This window comes from Sphingomonas sp. SRS2, assembly GCF_000971055.1.
GTDB lineage: Bacteria > Pseudomonadota > Alphaproteobacteria > Sphingomonadales > Sphingomonadaceae > Rhizorhabdus.
The window spans coordinates 21,179-38,175 of sequence record NZ_LARW01000120.1 but is presented as its reverse complement, the minus strand read 5'-3'; the positions used below and the strand labels follow the sequence as shown (position 1 = coordinate 38,175).

21 protein-coding genes and 1 tRNA gene are annotated in these 16,997 nt (G+C 63.9%); 15 read left to right on the top strand and 7 right to left on the bottom strand.

Translation table 11 applies throughout. The features are described 5' to 3' along the window. Positions 1-437: 437 nt before the first annotated feature. Positions 438-869 (bottom strand): CBS domain-containing protein, encoded by a 432-nt coding sequence (locus WP12_RS19445; RefSeq protein ID WP_046195341.1) that lies wholly within the window; start codon positions 867-869, stop codon positions 438-440. 142 nt (positions 870-1,011) lie between these two features. Here WP12_RS19445 and WP12_RS19440 point away from each other — a divergent pair, with 142 nt between their 5' ends. Beyond that, positions 1,012-1,308 (top strand): hypothetical protein, encoded by a 297-nt coding sequence (locus WP12_RS19440; protein ID WP_046195340.1) that lies wholly within the window; start codon positions 1,012-1,014, stop codon positions 1,306-1,308. A gap of 47 nt (positions 1,309-1,355) precedes the next feature. On the opposite strand, the gene WP12_RS19435 is transcribed toward WP12_RS19440, so the two are convergent. The 4 genes from WP12_RS19435 to hisS form a co-directional block, all read right to left on the bottom strand. Beyond that, complete coding sequence (locus WP12_RS19435; protein ID WP_046195339.1) at positions 1,356-2,309, bottom strand: DUF4167 domain-containing protein; 954 nt, start codon at positions 2,307-2,309, stop codon at positions 1,356-1,358. Positions 2,310-2,605: 296 nt separating this feature from the next. After that, positions 2,606-3,430 (bottom strand): peptide chain release factor N(5)-glutamine methyltransferase, encoded by an 825-nt coding sequence (prmC, locus tag WP12_RS19430; protein WP_046195338.1) that lies wholly within the window; start codon positions 3,428-3,430, stop codon positions 2,606-2,608. Continuing rightward, complete coding sequence (gene prfA, locus WP12_RS19425) at positions 3,423-4,508, bottom strand: peptide chain release factor 1 (RefSeq protein WP_046195337.1); 1,086 nt, start codon at positions 4,506-4,508, stop codon at positions 3,423-3,425. The genes prmC and prfA overlap by 8 nt, the downstream gene beginning before the upstream one ends. Before the next feature lie 5 nt (positions 4,509-4,513). Beyond that, the gene (gene hisS, locus WP12_RS19420) at positions 4,514-5,761 is read right to left on the bottom strand and encodes a histidine--tRNA ligase (protein ID WP_046195336.1); all 1,248 of its coding nucleotides are present in this window, start codon (positions 5,759-5,761) and stop codon (positions 4,514-4,516) included. A 132-nt stretch (positions 5,762-5,893) separates the two neighbouring features. Here hisS and ppa point away from each other — a divergent pair, with 132 nt between their 5' ends. From ppa to WP12_RS19395, 5 genes are all read left to right on the top strand, one after another. Further along, entirely contained in the window at positions 5,894-6,433 is a 540-nt protein-coding gene (gene ppa, locus WP12_RS19415; protein ID WP_046195347.1) for an inorganic diphosphatase, read from the top strand. Positions 6,434-6,693: 260 nt separating this feature from the next. Further along, the gene (locus WP12_RS19410) at positions 6,694-7,950 is read left to right on the top strand and encodes an MFS transporter (RefSeq protein ID WP_046195335.1); all 1,257 of its coding nucleotides are present in this window, start codon (positions 6,694-6,696) and stop codon (positions 7,948-7,950) included. A gap of 149 nt (positions 7,951-8,099) precedes the next feature. Continuing rightward, positions 8,100-8,176 (top strand) — tRNA-Pro (locus WP12_RS19405). 142 nt (positions 8,177-8,318) lie between these two features. Beyond that, positions 8,319-9,248, top strand: coding sequence for a GAF domain-containing protein (locus tag WP12_RS19400; protein WP_046195334.1), 930 nt, complete (start codon positions 8,319-8,321; stop codon positions 9,246-9,248). Between the two features lie 99 nt (positions 9,249-9,347). Next, positions 9,348-9,542, top strand: coding sequence for a hypothetical protein (locus tag WP12_RS19395; protein ID WP_046195333.1), 195 nt, complete (start codon positions 9,348-9,350; stop codon positions 9,540-9,542). 36 nt (positions 9,543-9,578) lie between these two features. On the opposite strand, the gene WP12_RS19390 is transcribed toward WP12_RS19395, so the two are convergent. Next, on the bottom strand, positions 9,579-10,109 hold the full coding sequence (locus tag WP12_RS19390) for a hypothetical protein (protein WP_152664086.1): 531 nt from the start codon (positions 10,107-10,109) through the stop codon (positions 9,579-9,581). Positions 10,110-10,325: 216 nt separating this feature from the next. On the opposite strand from WP12_RS19390, the gene WP12_RS25040 reads away from it, so the two are divergent. Further along, positions 10,326-10,646: a hypothetical protein gene (locus WP12_RS25040; RefSeq protein ID WP_152664085.1), complete on the top strand. Its 321-nt coding sequence runs from the start codon at positions 10,326-10,328 to the stop codon at positions 10,644-10,646. Beyond that, positions 10,643-10,936: a hypothetical protein gene (locus tag WP12_RS25035; RefSeq protein WP_152664084.1), complete on the top strand. Its 294-nt coding sequence runs from the start codon at positions 10,643-10,645 to the stop codon at positions 10,934-10,936. Before WP12_RS25040 ends, WP12_RS25035 begins: the two co-directional genes overlap by 4 nt. An 84-nt stretch (positions 10,937-11,020) precedes the next feature. Here WP12_RS25035 and WP12_RS19385 read toward each other — a convergent pair whose 3' ends face one another. Beyond that, positions 11,021-11,431 (bottom strand): hypothetical protein, encoded by a 411-nt coding sequence (locus WP12_RS19385; protein WP_052730507.1) that lies wholly within the window; start codon positions 11,429-11,431, stop codon positions 11,021-11,023. 34 nt (positions 11,432-11,465) lie between these two features. Here WP12_RS19385 and WP12_RS19380 point away from each other — a divergent pair, with 34 nt between their 5' ends. Genes WP12_RS19380 through WP12_RS19350 form a run of 7 tightly spaced genes read left to right on the top strand, consistent with a single transcriptional unit; the run spans position 11,466 to position 16,992 of the window. After that, positions 11,466-11,660: a hypothetical protein gene (locus WP12_RS19380; protein WP_046195331.1), complete on the top strand. Its 195-nt coding sequence runs from the start codon at positions 11,466-11,468 to the stop codon at positions 11,658-11,660. Continuing rightward, positions 11,660-13,213, top strand: a complete 1,554-nt coding sequence (locus tag WP12_RS23600; protein ID WP_084691248.1) for a phage portal protein — start codon at positions 11,660-11,662, stop codon at positions 13,211-13,213. The genes WP12_RS19380 and WP12_RS23600 overlap by 1 nt, the downstream gene beginning before the upstream one ends. Next, positions 13,213-14,364, top strand: coding sequence for a phage head spike fiber domain-containing protein (locus tag WP12_RS19370; RefSeq protein ID WP_046195330.1), 1,152 nt, complete (start codon positions 13,213-13,215; stop codon positions 14,362-14,364). The genes WP12_RS23600 and WP12_RS19370 overlap by 1 nt, the downstream gene beginning before the upstream one ends. Next, a complete protein-coding gene (locus tag WP12_RS19365; protein WP_046195329.1) occupies positions 14,361-14,663 on the top strand; it encodes a hypothetical protein in 303 nt (100 codons plus the stop codon). The genes WP12_RS19370 and WP12_RS19365 overlap by 4 nt, the downstream gene beginning before the upstream one ends. A gap of 6 nt (positions 14,664-14,669) precedes the next feature. After that, positions 14,670-15,650 (top strand): hypothetical protein, encoded by a 981-nt coding sequence (locus tag WP12_RS19360; protein WP_046195328.1) that lies wholly within the window; start codon positions 14,670-14,672, stop codon positions 15,648-15,650. After that, positions 15,650-16,393 carry a hypothetical protein gene (locus WP12_RS19355; protein ID WP_046195327.1) on the top strand — a complete coding sequence of 248 codons (744 nt, stop codon included), beginning with the start codon at positions 15,650-15,652 and terminating at the stop codon, positions 16,391-16,393. The genes WP12_RS19360 and WP12_RS19355 overlap by 1 nt, the downstream gene beginning before the upstream one ends. Continuing rightward, complete coding sequence (locus WP12_RS19350; RefSeq protein ID WP_046195326.1) at positions 16,393-16,992, top strand: hypothetical protein; 600 nt, start codon at positions 16,393-16,395, stop codon at positions 16,990-16,992. Before WP12_RS19355 ends, WP12_RS19350 begins: the two co-directional genes overlap by 1 nt. Positions 16,993-16,997: the final 5 nt, after the last annotated feature.

Sequence of the window (16,997 nt, the reverse complement as noted above, 5' to 3'; positions counted from 1 at the left end):
ACACAAAGTGTTTTGCATATTAGGACATGGAACGACTTAGCTTTAACCGATCCTCCGACGCCTTGAAGCCGCCAGAAACCGGAGCCGCCGCCCACATGTCCCTTCATCATTCCAACAATGAGAAAGACCCGAAAACCTTCCTTGCCCCAAGAATGAACTCTTCGGGTGATCGATCTAACGATCCGGAAAGTAACGGTGGAGGCTCGGTCTAAACCGCGTCGCCGCCGTCGGTGGAGGGGCTTCTATGGGCGAGGCCCCTACCGGTCAACAACAAAATTACAAAAAAAATACGGCGCGATTTGAGCCCGATTTTCCGGGCTCTTCGTCCCGCCGGCATCACCGATATGGGGGCGGCCAGACGCGAATCAAGCTCTCGCCCGAATCAGGCAGGCACAGGCGCGTCCACAATCAACCCGTTGTAACCGCCTGTTTTTTCGTCAGGCGGTCTGGATATATTCGCGCATCGCCGCGGCTTCGCTCTCGATCCGCTCGATCCGGACCTTGACGAGATCGCCGATCGACACGAAGCCGACCAGCACCCCGCCATCGACCACCGGCAGATGGCGGATGCGCCGCTGGGTCATCATCGCCAGCGCCTCGAGTGGGGAGGTGGCGCTATCCACCGTGATGACCGCCCTGGTCATCGCCTCGTGCACCGGCCGTTCGAGAAACGCCGGTCCGTCGCGGCGGATGCCGTAGATCATGTCGCGTTCCGACATGATACCAACCAATCGCTCGCCCTCGATCACCGGCACTGCACCGATCCGCTTGTCGGCGAGCAGCGCAAGCACGTCGTTCACGGGCATGTCGGGCGCCACGCTGATGACGCTGTTGTCGCCACGTCTATGAAGTATTGCCGCGATCGTCATATTCGGCCTCCTTCCCCCATTATCCCGGCTGCTGGACCGCCGGGCTGCATCGGGGAGCCTGTTTCTTCTTCCACGCCGATGGCGGGAAATGACGGGGTCTCCACGGGTTGATACTCCCACTTTCCCGTCGCAAAGGGAAGCCATGACAAAACGACGCAATCGCCTTTCCGATCCCGTTTCGGCGGCCCATGCCTGGGCGCGTTATCGCTGGATCATGCGCTGGGTGATCGCCACGGCGATACTGGCGGTCGCGGCCGCACTGCTGTGGCTCAGGCTGGAAGGATCGCCGCTCACTGTCGCCGTGGTGATCGCCACCAGCGCGGGTGTGGCCTTCTCCGTGCTGCTCGCGGGCGCGCTGATGGGGCTGATCTTCCTCAGCTCGGGCAGCGGCCATGACGAGGATGTCGGCCAGATCGACGAGGACACTCCTCCCAAATGAAAAGGGCGGCCCAAGAGCCGCCCTTCCCTAAATATATTCTGACCGGATCAGATCGCCGCGGGCTCGCCACGTGGCTTGCGCGCGCGGGTGCGCGGCTTCTCGGCATCGCCATCCTTCGGCGTCGGCTTCAGCGAGAAGGACGGCGGCAGGCGATCAACCTCGATCTGCTCGGTGGGCTGCGCCTTGGGCGGGCGGCCACGGCGACGCGGCTGAGGAGCCTCCTCGGCGGGTGCGGCGACTTCGACGGGGCGGCTTTCCGCAGCGCGGGCCTCGACGCCCTGCTCGGCGGCAGGGGCGTCATGGCGCTGCTCGCTGCGCGGCGGGCGGCCACGGCGCGGACGGCGATCCTCTTGCTCCACGGGTTCGGGACGCTCCGGGCGCTCCTGATGCTCGACGCGCTCCGATCGTTCGGCACGGTCCGGCCGCGCAACGCGATCCGACCGCTCGGCACGCTCTGGACGCTCGACACGCTCTGATCGTTCGGCACGCTCCGGCCGCTCGTTACGTTCGGCACGATAGGGCCGCTCCGAACGCTCGGCGCGCTCCGGTCGTTCGGCGCGATTGCCGTCGGGCGCGTCGCCATCGCCGAAATCGCGCTGGGCGCTGGTCTCGCGCATCGCGAAGATAGGCTCGGGCGACTGGCGTTGCTCGTCATGGCCGGCGCGATCGCCCTCATCGCCATAATCGTCGTCGGACTGGTTCTGATAATCGTCGCGGCGCGGACGCGGCTGCTGATCCTCGAAACGCGAACGGCTCTCCGCCAGCACCCGGAAATAATGATCCGCGAACTGGAGATAATATTCGGTGTTGACGCGATCGCCCTGCATCTGCGCGTCCCGCGCCAGCGCCTTGTATTTCTCATGGAGCTGGGCGGCGTTGCCGCGCGCACGATTGTCGATGCGGTTGCCACGATCCTGGCCACCATTCGAGCCATTGGGCCGGGGCGCACCCTGACCACCGCCACGACCGCGACGGCGGCCGTTTTGCCGATTATTGATCAACTTTCCGATGTCCTCGTCACTGGTGGTATCGGTTCACCACTCCCTACACCGGGACCACCCCGGAGCCCTCAGGGGCCGAATCGCCCCAATAAGTAAGATGCACGCCGCCACAGGTGCGGGACCTAAATGGCCCGCATCCGCCACACGTCATGGTCGCCCAGAAAGTGGCGCCCCTGCCATTGGAGGTCGTAGCATCGGGCGGGTGCGCATACGCATCCCAGGCCCGTTCCATAGTCACGATGTAGGATGTCGCTCCGCAATTTCCAAGCACAATATGTGCTCGTGCGACAAAAGGATCAGGCGGCGATGATTATCGCCCGGTCGCGTCCGGCCAGATCGCGCGCCACCGTCCCGGCGAGGCCAGTATCGGCGAACAGCGCGAGCACCGCCATCGCCTGGTCCGCCCCGATCTCGATCGCGGCAAGCCCGCCGGGCGCGAGCAGCCGGGCGATCTGCGGCGCCAACCGGCGGTAATCGTCCAGTCCGTCGGGGCCCGCGAACAACGCCGAGGCCGGTTCGAAACGGGCCACATCGGGCGGCAGATCGGCATGCCCTTCGATATAGGGTGGGTTGCACAGCAGCAGATCGAAACGCTCGCCGATCCCCTCGCCCCAGTCCCCCTGGCGGATCGCAGCGCGACCGAGCAGTCCGAGCCGAGCGGCATTGGCGAGCGCGACATGCACCGCCGCCGGCGACCGGTCGACGCCAAGGCCGGTCGCCTTCGGCCATTCGGCGAGCGCCGCCAGCAGCAGCGCGCCCGAGCCGGTGCCGAGATCGAGTATCCGCGCCGGGCCGGCCTTCCCGAAATGCCTGACCGCCGCCTCGATCAGCGTCTCGCTGTCGGGGCGCGGGATCAGCACCCCGGGCCCGACATCGAGGCTGATCGTCCAGAAGTCGCGATGACCTATTATATAGGCGACAGGTTCATGGGCGCCGCGGCGCGCGACCAGCGCGTCGAAGTCCCCGGGCGCCGTCATATCCTGCCAGCCGAGCAGCATGACGCCGCGATCGACCCCAAGCGCGTGGGCCATCAGCAGCTCGGCATCCAGCCGGGCAGTGTCGCTCGTCGCCGACAATGAGGCGGCAGCCCGCGCCAGCGCGGCGCGAACCTTCTCAGCCATCCAGCTGCGCGAGGCGCTCGGCCTCGTCTTCCGCAATCAACGCGCCGATCAGTTCCTCGAGACCGGGCCCTTCGAGGATCTCGGACAGGCGGTGCAAGGTCAGATTGATGCGGTGATCGGTAACGCGCCCTTGCGGGAAATTATAGGTGCGGATCCGCTCTGAGCGATCGCCAGATCCGACCATCGACTTGCGCGCGCCCGCCCGCGCACTCGCCAGCCGCTCGCGCTCCTGTTCATAGAGGCGGGTCCGCAGCACCTTGAGCGCCTTGGCCTTGTTCTTGTGCTGCGACTTCTCGTCCTGCTGGATCACGACCAGGCCGGTAGGCAGATGGGTGATCCGCACCGCGCTGTCGGTGGTGTTGACCGACTGGCCGCCAGGTCCCGACGAGCGATAGACATCGATCCGCAGATCCTTCGCCTCGTCGATCTGGACGTCGACCTCCTCGGCCTCGGGCAGCACCGCCACCGTTGCCGCCGATGTGTGGATACGCCCGCCCGATTCGGTGACGGGGACGCGCTGGACGCGGTGGACCCCGCTTTCGAACTTCAGCCGCGCGAACACCCCCGCGCCGGTGACGCCAGCGACGACTTCCTTATAGCCGCCCATGTCCGCCGCGCTTGCCGAGATCAGCTCGACCCGCCAGCCGCGGTCCTCGGCATAACGCTGATACATGCGAAACAGATCGCCGGCGAACAGCGCCGCCTCGTCGCCGCCCGTTCCCGCGCGGATTTCGAGCATCGCCGATCGCTCGTCGGCGGCGTCGCGCGGCAGCAACCTGAGCGCCAGATCGCGTTCCGCATCGGGGAGTTTACCACGGATATCGTCCAGTTCCTCGGCCGCCATCTGGCGCATGTCGGCATCGCTGCCTTCATCGTCGGCAAGGCCGCGCAGCACCTCGAGCTCGGCGCGCAGCCGGCGCACCTCGCCCGCCGCCACCGCGACCGGCTCGATCTCGGCGTAATCCTTCGACAGCTGGACGAACTGGTCCGACGGCAGGTCGCCGCGTGACATCAGCGCCTGCAACTCGTCGCGCCGCGCCTCGATCTGCGCGATCCGCGCCGATGTAATGCCTGCCATGCGCGTCAGACCCTCAGCGTTTCGACCAGCGCGTCGATCCGCACCCATCGCTGTGTCTGATCGGACAGATGCTTGAGCCCGACCTCGCCCTTCGCGACCTCGTCGTCGCCGATGATCACCGCCCAGAGCGCACCCGAAGCATCAGCCTTCTGCATCCGCTTCTTCATATTGCCCTTATAGGCCATGTCGGCGGCGATTCCTGCGCGGCGCAGATCGGCGAGGATGCTCGTCGCGACCCCCTGTGCCGCTTCGCCCATCGGCACCACCGCGACGTCGATCCGCTCGGGATCGGGCGCGTCGATCAGCATCGCCAGCCGCTCGATCCCCGCCGCCCAGCCGACCGCCGGGGTGGGCGGCCCGCCCAGCGTCTCGATCAGCCCGTCATAGCGGCCGCCGCCGAGCACCGTGCCCTGCGCACCGAGCCGGTCGGTGACGAACTCGAACGCGGTGTGGCGATAATAGTCGAGCCCGCGCACCAGCCGGGCGTTGCGGGTCCAGGCGATGCCGGCGGCTTCGAGCCCCTTCGTCACCGCCTCGAAGAAGGCGCCCGCCTCGGCCGACAGATAGGCGTCGATCTCGGGGGCGGCGTCGGCGACCGGCCGGTCGCGCGGGTCCTTCGAATCGAGGATGCGCAGCGGATTTTTGGCAAGGCGCTCGATGCTGTCCTCGGACAATTCGCCTCTATGCTTCTCGAAATGCGCGACCAGCGCCGCGCGCCAGGCATCGCGCGTCTCGCCGTCGCCCAGCGTGTTGAGCGTCAGCGTCACCCCGTCCGACACCCCCAGTTCGCGCAGCAGCTGGTCGGCCAATGCGAGCAACTCGACATCGGCCTGCGGTTCAGCCGAGCCGATCACCTCGGCGTCGAGCTGGTGGAACTGGCGGTAGCGGCCCTTTTGCGGGCGCTCATAGCGGAACAGCGGCCCGTGGGTCGCGATCTTGAGCGGGATATGCTGCTGCCAGCCCTCGGTCAGATAGGCGCGGCACAGCCCGGCGGTGAACTCGGGACGCAGCGTCACCGAATCGCCGCCGCGATCCTCGAAGCTGTACATCTCCTTGGACACGACGTCGGTGGTCTCGCCCAACGAGCGGGCGAACACCGCGGTCGGCTCGAACACCGGCACCTCGACACGTCCGAAACCGTACAGGCGGCGCACCCGGTCGAAGGTCTCGACGACATGACCGAACCGCAGCGCCTGCTCGCCCAGCATGTCCTGCGTGCCCCGGATCGGACGCGGTGTTTCGATCTTGCTCATCGTCGCGCCCTTAAAGCAATTTTGCGGGGAGAGGAAAGCTTGACGCGCACCAATCCGTTCCATCGCGGAAATCCGCCGGATCGGCCGCTTTACGGCTTGGCATTCCTTGCGGTGCAGCATAAAGGCCCGGCCATGAATATCGACCTCATCCCCGTGGGCGACGATCCGCCCAACAGCCTCAACGTCATCATCGAAGTGCCCGTCGGCGGCGAACCGGTGAAATATGAGTTCGACAAGAAGTCGGGCGCGTTGTTCGTCGATCGCATCCTGCACACGCCGATGCGTTATCCTTGCAATTACGGCTTCGTGCCGCACACGCTGTCGCCCGATGGCGACGCGCTCGACGCGCTGGTCGTTGCGCGCTCGCCGTTCGTGCCGGGCTGCGTCGTTCGCGTCCGCCCGATCGCGGTCCTGAAGCTGGAGGACGAGGCCGGCGGTGATGAGAAGCTGCTGACCGTGCCGGTGGACGGCACCTTCCCCTATTATTCGAATGTTGGCGAGAAGGACGATCTGCCCGAGATCGTGATGCAGCAGATCGAGCATTTCTTCACCCACTATAAGGATCTCGAACCCAAGAAGTGGGTGCGGATCGGCAAGTGGGGCGATGCCGACGAAGCCCGCCAGATCGTTCTCGAAGCGATCGAGGCGGCGAAGAAGGCCAAGGCGGCCTGAAGCTCCGTCCACAGCGATATTGATTGAGGGCCCCGTCAGAAATGGCGGGGCCTTTTCAATTGGACGACCGTCGTCCTGCGCAAAGGGGGATCCATGGACGACGGCACATTCGGCTTAGTACGCCACACTTTTTTGGATTCGCGCCTTCGCAGGAATGACTAGAGAAGACTGGAAGCCTTTACGCGAAGCTCCAGCGACGGGCTGGGGTGGCGGACAAATATGGGGTTGCACCCTTGCGTACCGATCGGTACCTGCCCGTAATGCTTCATCGCCGCGCCTCTGGCCAGAAATACGCCTTCATCGTCATCGCGGTCACATTCGTGACGCTGCTGGTTGCGGCGGCGCTACGATCGGCGCCGAGCGTGATGATCGTGCCGCTCGAACTCGCCTTCGGCTGGGACCGTGCGACGATCTCCTTCGCGGCGGCGGTCGGCATCTTCCTCTACGGGTTGAGCGGGCCCTTCGCGGCCGCGCTGATGCAGAGCTTCGGCGTGCGCCGGACGATGTTATGGGCGCTGGCGCTGATGGCCACATCGACCCTCGCCAGCCTGTGGATGACCGAAAGCTGGCACTATATCCTCAGCTGGGGCGTGGTGTCGGGGATCGGTACCGGCGCGATAGCCCCCGTGCTCGGCGCGACGATCGTCAACCGCTGGTTCGCGGCGCGGCGCGGCCTGATGATGGGCCTGCTCACCGCAAGCACCGCAACCGGAGCGCTGGTCTTCCTGCCGATCATGGCCTGGCTGACCCGCAACGGCGCCTGGACCCCGGTCGCGCTGACCGTCGGCATAGTCACCCTGTTCCTGATACCCGTCGTGTGGCTGCTGATGCCGGAAAGCCCCGCCGCGATCGGCACGGTCCGTTATGGCGAGGCGGCGGGCACGCCCGCCCCCGCTCACCCGCGCGGGGCGATGCTGGCTATCGATACGCTGGTCGCCGCGGCGCGGACGCCGATGTTCTGGATGCTGTTCGGGACGTTCCTGATCTGCGGTCTCACCACCAACGGCCTCGTCGGCACCCATTTGATCGCCTATTGCGGCGACAACGGCATCTCGCCGGTGCAGGCGGCGGGGCTGCTCTCGCTGATGGGCCTGTTCGACCTTGTCGGCACCACCGCCTCTGGCTGGCTGACCGACCGCTATGATCCTCGCAAGCTGCTGTTCATCTATTATGCACTGCGCGGCATCTCGCTGATGGCGCTGCCGGCGCTCGATTTCCAGCCGACCGGCCTGCTGCTGTTCGCGGTCTTCTATGGGCTCGACTGGATCGCCACGGTGCCGCCGACCATGGCGCTGGCCAACCGGCATTTCGGCGAGGCAAAGGCGCCGATCGTCTTCGGCTGGATCATGACCGGCCACCAGATCGGCGCCGCGATCGCAGCCTTCGGCGCGGGCCTGATCCGTGCAGAGACCGGAAGCTATCTGCTCGCCTTCACCATCGCCGGCGCGTTCGGCATTCTAGCGGCGCTGATGGCGGTGACGATCGCCCGAAAGGCGCCGCGCGCCGCCGCTGCCTAGAGCCTATTCCACGACCGCCAGACAACCGCGCAAGCGAGCGGCGATCTGCGAGCAGACCCTCTTGCATGGAATCGGCCGCCCCCCTATAGGGCCCCGACTTGGCTCAATCCGGTCGGCTCCCGAGCCACAGAAAACGACCGGATCTCCGTCGGGGAGTAGCTCAGCCTGGTAGAGCACTGCCTTCGGGAGGCAGGGGCCGGAGGTTCGAATCCTCTCTCCCCGACCACGGATTTCTCTAGGTTTCAGACCCTCACGGCATTTCCTTATTCCGGTGTCAGTCCGGTGCCAAACTGGACGTTCCTTGTCGGCGCCCGTATATCGTTGCGGGGGCAGACGCATCGCGCAGCCCGGGCTAGGGGCCTTTGGGCATGGATTCGAAGCAACACTCCAAGCAGCTTATAGCGACGATCGGCCGCCGCCTGACTCGTGCAAAAGTGACTTCTCGCATCGTCCGCTTTGTTCTGGTGATCGGGGCGGCGGCCGTCGCTGGGGTGGCGCAATTCGCGGAGTTCGCCGCGACTGGGCCGACCGGCTGGCAGCTTGCTGGTATCGGCGCGACGGCAATCGTCGCTATTGGCGCAATTTGGTCTGCGATAGTCGATGACGATGCCTCAGAGGAGTTGAGGATTGCCCACGGCGCGATCGAACATGCTCGCGACGTGGAAGACAGCCTGTCATACCTCGACAGCTTCGATAGCGAATTTACTAAGATGGTCGGCCTCTATCAGGTCATGGACCTCGCTCGCGGCGTGATCGAGCGCGGTATCAGCGTAGCGGCTCTTACAGATGCAGCCTTGGTCGAGCGCATGATCGATGCCTGCCGACGGTCCATTCCGATCGCGATGGGCTTCGCCCAAGCCGACATATGGACTGTCTGCGTCTATCGCGCCGAGGAAGTCGACGGTCGGACGATGTTGCGCTGCATAGCCCAGGTGCGAGCTATTGAATGTTCTATCGTGGACGCGAGGTCCTGGGAGGCTGGCACCGGCATAGCAGGATCTTGCTATGCAAACCTAGATGAGGTCGTCGTGCCAGATCTTCAAACGCCCGGCCTCCGCGCGGTCTTCGGTTCGGCTGCCAATGTTTCGAAGCCTGGCGATGTCATCCGTTATCGCTCCATGGCCGCGGTCCCAATCCAAGTCGACGGGGTCGACACGCCGTGGGGGGTAGTGTCGGCAACGAATGACAAGGTCGATCATTTCGCACCGGATCAGGCTTTCGGAATCCAGCCCGTCGAAGTCGTCAGGGCACTTGCGGCGATGGCGGCTCTGGCAATCGCTTGCCGTCAGCGGGGATAGCCGCTACCGGCCCGCAACCTTGGAACATTTCGCGCCATGCGAAATTGGTTGCGTGCGATTCCGTTTCGATTCAAGGTGTGTTCAGGAGGCGCTTGGCATATGAGCGATGTGAAGCAGCAATCCAATTTTCGGGCCGGATATTCGCGAGATCGGAAGGTCGAAGACCTTATCGGGAAGATCGTCGACGGCACGATCTCCGACACCGAACGCAGCGCTTATGACACGATGGTAGCGAACAAATCTCGGGTAATGCGCCCGAGTTTTTCGGGGCTCTACAATCGCAAGAAGGCATAAAAACTCGCGCGCCGATCAAAATCTTTGCGCGGCCGGTCAACCCAGGCGACCGCGCCCACCAAAGAAGCGATCAAGAGCCATCAGCATCAAGCTGATCACGATGCCCCCCAAGAACCATTTGTTGAAATCGTAAATACGATCGATGCTTTGGGAGAAATAGGTTGCTTCTCGCTCGCGAGATGCCCTCAGATCCGCGATGTCCTTTCGCATCATTGGTAACTCTAATGACTTTGCGGGGCTTGCAATTATCACTCGCTCAATCGCGCGCTGACGTGCCTCGATGGAACCGAGGCGTTCTCGGAGCAGCGCGACATCCTTCCGAACGGCGGCATTATCGGGCGAGGGCGCAGCGGGCGCGCGCGCGAGGCTCCGCTCCAACTGCACCATATCAGCCCGGAGCTGCGCGAGCTCCGGGCCAACGTCTTCCCGGACTGCCGGCGCGGCCGGTACCTCGTATGTATCTGGTGCTAACGACGCGAACCCCATCGCTCCGGTAGCTGCAGCGAACAGCATGCCCGCTATCATGAGCGGATGTTGCATCAACTGTGTCTGAAACCGATCTTGCATCAGAAACCCCCTGAAATGGCCAGCGATCGCCTCCCGTTTCGTATCCATGCCGCCGCGACAAAGCTAGTCGGACGGCTGCGGCTTCAAATAGGGCGGGTCAAACGCCCCCCGGCGTCAGTCCGGCTGGACGGCGGGAGAACAGCCGGTTATTCCGGGTGCGTGTCAGACGAAGATCCCTCCGTTACTCTCAACAGAGTTCTTCAAGCTGGCCGCGAGGTGAAGCTTGGCAAGGGCGTTGTTGCGAAAACGAGTCACGCGACGATCGCAACCGTAGGGGTCTGGATCGTTGTCGTTTGCCGCTTGGGCGAGAGCGCCACGCTCAATGTCGCGTTGATGCTCGCCGGCGCAGCGGCGACCGGACTATGCGCGTGGTGGGTAAAATCGACGCAAGCTTATGCTGAGCGTAACCCGGCACAAGCTATGCTCGAAGGAGCCGAGTTTCTGGAATATCGCCGGTTAGAAGAACAGGCTAAGAATACTTTGCCGCCTGCGGACAATCGGCCGGGGCTGGTCAGCCCTACCGAGGGTAAGCGATGAGCGCCGGTTATGTGCTGATTTCGTTCAGTTGGGATCCTGAGTTGGATCACGACAAGGTTCAGGCTGTACTAGGCCGGTGCAAGGACTGGCTACGTTTCCACGGCTATCAATATCTGGTCTATACGACCATGAGTTCCCAACAATTGTATACTCAACTTCGGCCGCTTCAGTCTGAAGGCTCAACCATATTCATAACGGCGGTTGATCCCGAAACATTTAGCGGATGGATGTCGCAGATGTCTCTCGATTGGCTTAGCAAACCTCACTCCCCTGAAGATTTCGGCGCGTAGCCGCGCGCGGCTTGCTGTCAGACTTCCCGCCGACGAAGATCGCGTCGCGTTGCATCGTCGGCTGACCGAATAGGTCGACGTCGGTCATGCCGCCTCGCGCGACAGCAGGGTACGCAGATCACCCTGCCGACGGGCGAGATGCGTGCGCGCCTCGATCAGTGCCGCCGTTCGTTCGGCGACATTGGTCGCCCAGGCTTCTATACCGGAGCGAGCGGACTTGATCGCCCAGCGGAGGGCTTGGGCGCGATCCGGCGTGAAACTGTTTTCATACATCATCCGGCCGTCGTGCGTGACGTTGGGCCAGCCCAGCTCCTCGCATGCGCATTCGATGATGTCGGCACCTTCATAGGTGAAGACCGGAATCGATCGTTCGAACGTATCAGGCTGGTCGATCAGCGACTTCGCCATGAGCGGGTTGGCCTCGATCTCTTCCTGATAGCGCGCCAGCTTGTCGCCCGACCGGCTACCCCATATCGGCAGCGAGCGAAAGCTCAAAGACAAGACGATCCTTCATGCCGACCAGCCCTTGATGGACTGGTGCGCCGGCAACGCGAAGGCCGAACAGCGGGGTAATGCCGTGGTCATCACGAAGCAAATCGCCGGAAAGGCAAAGATCGACCCGCTGATCGCCTTCTTCAATGCGGTCATGCTGATGTCGCGCAACCCCGAGGCGGCAGGCGGTGGCGTTGATGATTTCATCGCAGCCATGAAGGCCACCGCCTGATGGCTTGGGGCCTAATGGACTGGCTCGGATTCGGCCGGGCGAAACTTTCCGGGCGCGATGGGCAGAGCGGCCGGTACTGGCCGAACGGGGATCCGCGCGTCGGCAGCGTCACGCCCGCCAGCGTTCTGGGCCTATCCACCGCTTGGGCCTGCGTTCGCCTGCGCTCCCGCGTCGTCGGATCGATGCCGATCAATATCTTTCGGAAGGATGGTTCCACCGCTCGGCGGGAAGATACCGACCACTGGCTCTATCGCCTGCTTCACGACAGCCCCAACGCCGAACAGTCGCCTTACGAATGGATGTCCGGCCAGGTCGGCTGCGTCGATCTCTGGGGCAACGGCTATTCGGAGAAGACTATCGGGGCGATGGGCCGCACAACTGCCCTGACGCCGATCGCGTCCGACGCAATGCTTGTCTCGCGCGATAGGGAAACCGGCGCCGCCCTCATGGCGGAATATGACAATGTCCTGTCGCGCGAAGCGGCTGCGATCAGCGCCTATAATGACGCGGTCGCGGCCAAGCTGGGGGACACGCTGTCGACGTTGCGATCGGATATCGCCGCACTGAGCAGTGCCGCTGGGAAGCTGCGCGAGTTTTCCGCCGGCATCTTCGGCCAGGCCAGCGGCGCCAACCTCCGCGCCCAGTTCGATGCTCTGGCGGCGCGGGCGCAGGGCGGCAAGGATCTCGCCGCGCTCGAGGCGCTGCCTGGTGTCGGCGATGCACTCGCGAAGTCCGTCGTCGCTGGGGCGACCGACCGGGTTTCAATGATGCGCGAGCTCGGGCGGATCCGCGCCGAGGCTGATAAGGCAGCCGCCGCCGCCGAGGGGCGTGGCACCGCCATGGAGCGGCAGGCGGCGGCCATCGAGAAGCAGATCGCGTCGTTGCAGGCCATCGACACCAAGGCCGCGTCGATCGAGGCGCTGCTCGCAGATATGCAGAGCGCCAAGGCCGCCGCCGACGTCGCGCGGATGCAGATGGCACAGTTCGCCGAGCTGACCGACAAGCAGGTGACGTTCGCCGAGGCTGCTGCCGCCTATGAGGCTGCGAAGGCCGAGCGGGACGACCTGATCCGCGATATCACGTCCGCCGGGTTCGCCGACCTGATCGCTGTGCAGAAACAGACCGGCGCGCAGCTGCTCGCCGCCCTCGTCCAAGTATCGGCGCTAGCTCAGAAGGCCACCACCGACGCGCAGGCAGCGATCATGGCAGCACAAGCTGCGGCCCGGGTAGCGAACGACAATTCGAAGGTGGCGGACCTGATGGGCTGGGCGCGCGGGTTGCCCGGCTTCGCCGCAGGCGGCGCTCACCGCGGCGGATGGCGCGTTGTGGGCGAGGAAGGCCCGGAGCTGGAATATACTGGCCCGAGCCGGATCTACAGCGCGGGCCAGACAGCGGGCATGCTGGGGGGCGGCCCGTCGGCCGAGGAAATCGGTCGCGCTACCGCCGAGGCGCTTCGCCCCGACCTCTATCAGATCGCCAAATATGCGCAGCGCTCCGCGACCACGCTGGACAAGTGGGAAGGTGACGGGATGCCAGAAGAGAGGGCCGCCTGATGCCAAATGTTGCCTTCGCCGACATCATCACCTTCACGCGCGGGTCGTCGGGCACGCGGGTCAACGCAGCGGGCTTGATTGAGACGGTCACCACCAACAATCCGCGCTTCGACTATGACCCGGCCACCCTGGAGGCCAAGGGCCTGCTTATCGAGGAGCAGCGCACCAATCTGCTCCTGCGCTCGGCGGAGTTCGACACGACGTGGACCGCCGCATCGACGACCGTTACGGCAAACGGCACGACGTGCCCGGACGGCACCAGCGCAGGTGACATGATCACGCCGGGCAGCAATGTAAATGCCAGTGTCTATCAGGCCGTGACCCTGACCGCGGCAACTCAGTATCGACTGTCAATCTACGTAAAGGCAGGATCATCGGCACATTCGACGATCGGGCTGTACGATGTAACTGCAGCGAATTTTGAAGGGTTGTTAGTGATTTCATGGAGCGGCGGCGTTCCATCGCAGTCCAGCGTCAGCGGCAGCGCCACCGGCGCGCGTTTCGATCCGGCCGGGGGCAATTGGTATCGCGTGTCGATCGCCATTACATCAGATGCGACGACAACGGCTCACCGATATTATCTCTATCCCGACAGCGCCGCGGGCACCGGCACGGTCTATGTGTGGGGCGCGCAGATCGAGGCTGGCTCACTTTCCACGTCCTACATTCCGACGGCGGGATCGCAGGTAACGCGCTCGGCCGACAGCGCGCCCGTGACGGGCGCCAGCTTCTCCAGCTGGTTCAACCCCGTCGAGGGCACGTTCGTCTTCGACTTCACTCCGTCAGCTGCAAACCGCTTCCTCTGCTCCGTCAATGACGGGTCTAACAACAACCGCTTCAGCTTTCAGCCTGGCGAGTTCAGTCAAGTGGGCGTCACGGCCGGGAACGTCAACCAGGGCGTGCTGGACGCAGGCAATCCGATTTCTGGCGAGCGCCATCTACTGGCCTATGCCTATGCCGCGAATGATATGGCCGCATCGCTCAACGGCGGCGCGGCGGTATCTGCCACCGCCGTGACGCTGCCGGCGGTCGATCGAATGATGATCGGTGCCGGCGTCGGTGGCGCGACCGTGCTCAACGGCCATATCCGGTCGATCCGTTATTTTCCCGAACGGCTTTCCAACACCCGCCTTCAGGCGCTTTCGGTATGACCACGGACATCTACCTGCGCGCGGACGATCGAGATTCCCTGGATGCCGTATTGTGGGATGCCGGGCTTATCGACGGCGACGGCCGGCCGGTCCAATCGGATATACTGCTCACCCGGATTTCGACGCTATGGCGGCCGACCGGAGAGATCGACGGCGATGGCATGCCGGTCACCGAGACGGTCGCGGGCTATCATGCCAATCTGCGGCTATTGCGGGAGCCAACGGAAGCCGAAGTCAGCGCGCTAGACGGCGTGACGATCCCCCAGCCCGCGAACCCGTTTCGCGTCTGGTTCGACTGAGGCCCTATGAAAATCATCCAGCCCATCGCCATCGAGCCGGGAGCGCCGCTGCTCGAATATGGTTCGCTATCGCTCGATTTCCGAGCGCAGGCGTATGTGACCGCCGACCCGAGGGGTGACCCTACAGTGGTGCTTGAAACCAATGTGCCGGAAACCGATGCCGCCCTTTGGAGCGCGGGCACATATGCGACCGGCGTCCAGAAGATATTCGGCCACCGCATCTATGAGGTGATCGCAGCACCCTCGACCACCGCGCAGCCAGATATCGGCGCCGCGGCCGAGCCCGCCACCTGGCTCGACCTTGGCCCGGCCAATCGCTGGAAGGCTTTCGACGGCAGGATCAGCAGTGAGACGGCCAATCCCGGGACGATCGTTTACCGTATCGCGCCCGGCACGGTCGTGAACGCGATAGCGTTTTTCGGGCTCTATGGCTCTGACATGATGGTCACAATGACCGATCCGATCGCCGGCCAAGTCTACAGCGTGAGCATGGATCTGCAGGACAATAGCGGGATCGTCGACTATTATAATTACTTCTTCGACGAGATCGTGCTGCGCCCCGACGTGTTGCTCGTAGACCTGCCCGCGTACGGGCAAGCCGAAATCGAGATCACGATCGCCGCGGGCGTCGAGGATGCCCGGGTCGGTGAGATAGTGCTCGGCAAGCTGAAGCAGATCGGCGAGGCCAACTTCGGCACGAGCGTTGGCATCCAATCCTACTCGAAGAAGGATCGGGACGAGTTTGGCAGCTTCGTCATCGTGCCGCGCGCCTTCAACGATCGCGCCGACTATGACGTCACGATCGAGACCAGCAAGGTGTACGCCGCGAAAAAGCTGCTCACCGCGATCCGCGACACGCCGACCGTGTTCATCGGCGATGAAAACCGCCTCGAGACGGTGGTCTACGGCTTTTTCAAGGACTTCAGCATCGTCCTTTCAAACTCCGCCAACTCCGCCTGCTCCATCCAAGTCGAAGGGCTGACCTAATGTCGTATCCCATGATCACGCCTTTGCCCGACGCGCCGTCCCGTTCGGCCGCACCGTCGGTATTCTCAGATTCGATCGACGCGCTGCTCGCTGCGCTGCCCGGGATGGTGCTGGAGATGAACGCGCAGGCCGCCTATCTCGACGGACTGGCGGCCGCCGTGACGTTGAACGCAGCAACGGCAGCGTCCGCTGCGGCTACGTCTGCTTCGTCGGCTAATGCCCAGCGCTGGGTCAGCGGCACGACCTATGCCATCGACATCGTGACGATCTCGCCAATCACGTCACTGAGCTATCGCCGCAAGGTCGCCGGCGGCGGCACGACCGACCCATCGGCCGATACGACGAACTGGGCACCGCTGACGGCCGGCGGCGACGTGACGTTGAGCGGAAGCCAGACGCTCGCCAACAAGACACTCACCGATCCCACCATAACGGGCGCGATCAAGGAGGATATCTTTGCGATCGTCGATGGCGCCTCGGTCGATATCGATCCCAGCAATGGATCTATTCAGACCTGGACGCTCGGTGCGAACCGGACGCCGACGGCATCGAGCTTCCAAGCGGGCGAAAGCGTCATGCTGATGATCGCCGACGGCACCGCCTATGCAGTAACATGGTCGACGATCGGTGTCGTCTGGGTTGGTGGTACCGCACCCACGCTGCCGACGAGCGGATCTGGCATCATCACGCTGTGGAAGGTCGGCAGCACGGTATACGGCTCCTATGGCGGGGCGGTGGCCTGATGCTGGCAAATCGCATGGTGATGTTCGGTCGCGCCGCCTATGACGGTCGATTGATCGAGGCGATCGAGGGGCGATCGAGCTGGCGCCCGAACACCGGCCTTGCTTTGGCAGGCGACATGGCCGTCACGATCGGGCCGACTATGCTCGCAGGGTTCAATAGCTTGGGGCTGATTGGCTATAGAGTGCTTCAGGAAACCGACATGGCGAAGACCTTCGCCGTTTCGGATGCAACGCGCCCATTCTCGGTCATCGTCCTTCGCAATGTCATGTCGATCACGCAGAGGCTGAGTGGTTCAGCGGGGATCAGCAAAGCGGTTGCCGGCTTCGCGAAGGCCGCTGGACATGGTGGGCTGCTTATCGCCACTCGGATCGACCCAAACTCGCTTGTGGTCGCGCCCGTCGTGAAGGTGAACAGCGTCTCGATACCCAGCACGATTCGCGCCTATTCTGCGCCCGCTGCCGCCGATCAGACAAACAATCTTCACAGCTATCTATATCCGGATCGCGCGACTTACCCAGACGCGGCGGCGTTCGAGATCAGCTCGACCTCCGCCGATTACAGCTGCTCGTACAGCATCTTCGAACTGATCGCCGCCTGACCGGC

Excerpts from the sequence above, each read along its gene's own strand:
- WP12_RS25035 (WP_152664084.1), top strand. The coding sequence starts at position 10,643 with ATGAGCGCCGGTTATGTGCTGATTTCGTTCAGTTGGGATCCTGAGTTG.
- WP12_RS19440 (WP_046195340.1), top strand. The coding sequence starts at position 1,012 with ATGACAAAACGACGCAATCGCCTTTCCGATCCCGTTTCGGCGGCCCAT.
- WP12_RS19355 (WP_046195327.1), top strand. The coding sequence starts at position 15,650 with ATGTCGTATCCCATGATCACGCCTTTGCCCGACGCGCCGTCCCGTTCG.
- WP12_RS19370 (WP_046195330.1), top strand. The coding sequence starts at position 13,213 with ATGCCAAATGTTGCCTTCGCCGACATCATCACCTTCACGCGCGGGTCG.
- WP12_RS19365 (WP_046195329.1), top strand. The coding sequence starts at position 14,361 with ATGACCACGGACATCTACCTGCGCGCGGACGATCGAGATTCCCTGGAT.
- WP12_RS19390 (WP_152664086.1), bottom strand. The coding sequence starts at position 10,109 with ATGCAAGATCGGTTTCAGACACAGTTGATGCAACATCCGCTCATGATA.
- ppa (WP_046195347.1), top strand. The coding sequence starts at position 5,894 with ATGAATATCGACCTCATCCCCGTGGGCGACGATCCGCCCAACAGCCTC.
- WP12_RS19410 (WP_046195335.1), top strand. The coding sequence starts at position 6,694 with ATGCTTCATCGCCGCGCCTCTGGCCAGAAATACGCCTTCATCGTCATC.
- WP12_RS23600 (WP_084691248.1), top strand. The coding sequence starts at position 11,660 with ATGGCTTGGGGCCTAATGGACTGGCTCGGATTCGGCCGGGCGAAACTT.
- WP12_RS19350 (WP_046195326.1), top strand. The coding sequence starts at position 16,393 with ATGCTGGCAAATCGCATGGTGATGTTCGGTCGCGCCGCCTATGACGGT.
- prmC (WP_046195338.1), bottom strand. The coding sequence starts at position 3,430 with ATGGCTGAGAAGGTTCGCGCCGCGCTGGCGCGGGCTGCCGCCTCATTG.
- hisS (WP_046195336.1), bottom strand. The coding sequence starts at position 5,761 with ATGAGCAAGATCGAAACACCGCGTCCGATCCGGGGCACGCAGGACATG.
- WP12_RS19400 (WP_046195334.1), top strand. The coding sequence starts at position 8,319 with ATGGATTCGAAGCAACACTCCAAGCAGCTTATAGCGACGATCGGCCGC.
- WP12_RS19380 (WP_046195331.1), top strand. The coding sequence starts at position 11,466 with ATGGACTGGTGCGCCGGCAACGCGAAGGCCGAACAGCGGGGTAATGCC.
- WP12_RS19395 (WP_046195333.1), top strand. The coding sequence starts at position 9,348 with ATGAGCGATGTGAAGCAGCAATCCAATTTTCGGGCCGGATATTCGCGA.
- WP12_RS19445 (WP_046195341.1), bottom strand. The coding sequence starts at position 869 with ATGACGATCGCGGCAATACTTCATAGACGTGGCGACAACAGCGTCATC.
- WP12_RS19360 (WP_046195328.1), top strand. The coding sequence starts at position 14,670 with ATGAAAATCATCCAGCCCATCGCCATCGAGCCGGGAGCGCCGCTGCTC.
- prfA (WP_046195337.1), bottom strand. The coding sequence starts at position 4,508 with ATGGCAGGCATTACATCGGCGCGGATCGCGCAGATCGAGGCGCGGCGC.